Annotated in this window: 4 protein-coding genes; all 4 read left to right on the plus strand. The window is 69.9% G+C overall.

Annotation, left to right across the window (positions count from 1 at the left end):
• Positions 1 to 526 (plus strand): ABC transporter ATP-binding protein (locus VNJ47_04375; protein HXG28067.1); only part of this gene is annotated, 526 nt, incomplete at its 5' end.
• Positions 527 to 587: 61 nt separating this feature from the next.
• On the plus strand, positions 588 to 1631 hold the full coding sequence (locus tag VNJ47_04380; protein HXG28068.1) for a hypothetical protein: 1044 nt from the start codon (positions 588 to 590) through the stop codon (positions 1629 to 1631).
• Positions 1628 to 2617 (plus strand): phosphotransferase family protein, encoded by a 990-nt coding sequence (locus tag VNJ47_04385; protein ID HXG28069.1) that lies wholly within the window; start codon positions 1628 to 1630, stop codon positions 2615 to 2617. The genes VNJ47_04380 and VNJ47_04385 overlap by 4 nt, the downstream gene beginning before the upstream one ends.
• Positions 2614 to 2964 (plus strand): DUF6285 domain-containing protein (locus VNJ47_04390; GenBank protein ID HXG28070.1); only part of this gene is annotated, 351 nt, incomplete at its 3' end. The genes VNJ47_04385 and VNJ47_04390, both read left to right, overlap by 4 nt.

Consider the following 2964-nt stretch of genomic DNA (forward strand, 5'->3'; position numbering starts at 1 on the left):
GCAGGGCGGCCAGTGCCACTGGCCGATGCCGGTGGCGCAGGTGGTGGCGCTGGGACGCCTGCCGCACCGTGCGCCCTGGGCACGCGTACCGCCTGCCGATGCTGCCGCCGTGCAGCGCGCGCTGCAGGCCGCCGATGTCGCGCACCTGGCGGATCGCCCGGTGACGCAACTGTCCGGCGGCGAGCGTGCGCGCGTGTTGCTGGCGCGCGCACTGGCGGTGGAGGCGCGGGTGCTGCTGGCCGACGAGCCCACCGCGGGGCTCGACCCCGCGCACCAGCTCGGCGTCATGGAGGTGCTCAGGAGGCGTGCCCAATCCGGCGCCGGGGTCGTGGTGGTGCTGCACGACCTCACGCTGGCGGCGCGCTTCTGCGACCGCCTGCTGCTGCTCGGCGAAGGCCGTGTCGTCGCCGACGGCGCGGCCGAGCAGGTGCTGACCGAGCAAAATCTCGCGCAGGTCTACGGCATCGAGGCGCACCGCGCCGCCGGCGCGGAGGGCTTGCTGGTGGTGCCGCTACGCCGCCGCTAGCGCTTGTCGCAGCGCGGGCCGCGTCCCACAATCGGGGCGTCATCGGCCCGGACGACCCGCCATGCACCCACCCGGCACCCGCCTGCGCCTGTCCGAAGCGGACGAAGGCATGCACGCCGTCGAGGCGGCGCGCAACTTCAACGAGAGCATGTACTTCAACCTGTTCGACCACGAACAGAAGATCGGCGGCTGGCTGCGCATCGGCAACCGCCCGAACGAGGGCCATGCCGAGATGTCCTGCTGCCTGTACCTGCCGGGCGGGCGGGTCGGCTTCATGTACCAGCGTCCGGAACTCAAGCACAACACGGGCTTCGACGCAGGCGGCCTGCAGTTCGAGATCCTGGAACCTTTCCGGCGCCAGCGGGCGCGCTACCGCGGCATGCTCTGCCTGCTGGACGAGCCGCAGCAGATGATCAACCCGCAGGCGGCCTTCCGCTGCAATCCCATCCGTCGCTGCGCGCTGGAGTTCGCATTCCGCGGCCTTGCGCCGCCCTTCGGCGGCGAGCCGGTGCTGGCCGATGGCAGCCCAATCGAGATCGTCCCCGACACCGCCTTCGCGCGCGGGCATTACGAGCAGCATCTTGCCGGCGAGGGCTGGTTGCAGGTCGGTGACGAGCGCTACACGCTGAAAGGCTTCGGTCTGCGCGATCATTCCTGGGGGCCGCGCTACTGGCAGAACATCCACTGGTACCGCTGGCTGCCGCTGGTGTTCGGCGCGGACTTCGCCATGCTGCTGTCGGTGGTCGCGCACCGCGATGGCACGCGCAGCGATTGGGGTGTGGTGATGACGTGCGATGCGGCGGGCCGTGCACGCAATGACGGCATCACCGCGATGGAGCTGCACTCCGACTACGACGCGCGGAAACGGGCCATCGCCCAGTCCGCGACGCTGCGCACGGAAAGCGGCGCCAGCTATGAACTCGCTGGCCGCGCACTGTCGTTGATCCCCTTGCGCAACCGCCGCGTGGACGAGAGCGGCCAGGAACTGCAGACGCGCATCACCGAGGCGATGACGGAGTTCCGCTGCAACGGTCGCGTCGGCTACGGCATGGCCGAATACCTCGACCAGATGCTGGACGGCCAGCCGGCCGGCTATCCGGCGTGAACCGCATCGAGGCCCGCTTGCAGGCCGCGCTGCAGCGGCATTGCGGTGACGGCCACCGCATGACCCAGTGCCAGCGCCTGTCCGCCGGCGCGTCGGCCGAAACTTATGCCTTCGACGTGGAGTCCCCGCAGGGCAGGCAGGCGTTGATTCTGCGCCGCTCGGCCGGCGGCCAGGGCCTGGGCGTGAACGTGGACAAGCGCACCGAGGCGCTGGTCCAGCGTGCCGCCGCCGCGGCCGGCGTGCCCGTGCCGGAAATCCTGTTCATCCTGGAACCCGATGACGGCCTCGGCGAGGGCTATGTCATGCGCCGCGGCGCGGGCGAAACCCTGCCCAAGCGTATTCTGGGTAATGCCGAGTTCGCGACGGCGCGTGCGCAGCTGACTCGGCAGTGCGCACAGGCGCTGGCCGCCATCCATGCCGTGCCGCTCGCATCCCTGCCGAAGCTCGCTATGCTACCGGCCGCGCCGCAGCTCAAGCAGATCGAGGCGCTGTACCGCAGCAGCCCGCTGGTGTCGCCGGTGTTCGAGCTGGCGCTGCGCTGGCTGGCCAAACGTATGCCGGACAGTGCCACCACGCCTTGCCTGGTGCACGGGGATTTCCGCAACGGCAACCTGCTGGTGGATGCGCAGGGCTTGCGGCTGGTGCTGGACTGGGAGCTGACCCACCTCGGCGACCCGATGGAGGATCTCGGCTGGCTGTGCGTCAACGCCTGGCGCTTCGGCCGGCGCGACCAGCCCGTCGGCGGTTTCGGCGAGCGCGGTGATCTGTACGCCGCCTACGAGGCCGCGAGCGGCCGCGCAGTGGATGTGCCGCGCCTGCGCTTCTGGGAGGTGTTCGGCACCCTCAAATGGGGCGTGATCTGCCTGCTGCAGGCGATGCTGCACCTGGGTGGCACGGTGCGCTCGGTCGAGCGCGCCGCCATCGGCCGGCGCATCCCGGAGACCGAACTGGACCTGCTGGACCTGATCGAGGGCAAGGACCGATGAAGAAAACCACCCGTCTGCCCGATGCCGCCGAACTGCTCGGCGCCGTCGCCGACTTCCTGGAGCAGCTGCTGCCGCAACTGGAAGGCAGCCAGCAGTTCAATGCCCGCGTGTCGGCCAATGTGCTGCGCATCGTGCAACGCGAGCTGACGCAGCCGGACGATGGTTCGCTGGTCGAGGCACTGCAAGCGCTGCTGGGTGCGGAGGGTGATTTCGAGACCTTGCTCACGCAGTTGGCCGAGCGCATTCGCAGCGGCGGTTTCGACGAGCACAATCCGCAGCTGCTGGAATGCCTGCGCCGGCACACGCTGGCACGTCTCGCCGTGGACAACCCGAAGTACTCCAGCTAC

It is taken from the genome of Nevskiales bacterium, assembly GCA_035574475.1.
Lineage (GTDB): Bacteria > Pseudomonadota > Gammaproteobacteria > Nevskiales > DATLYR01 > DATLYR01.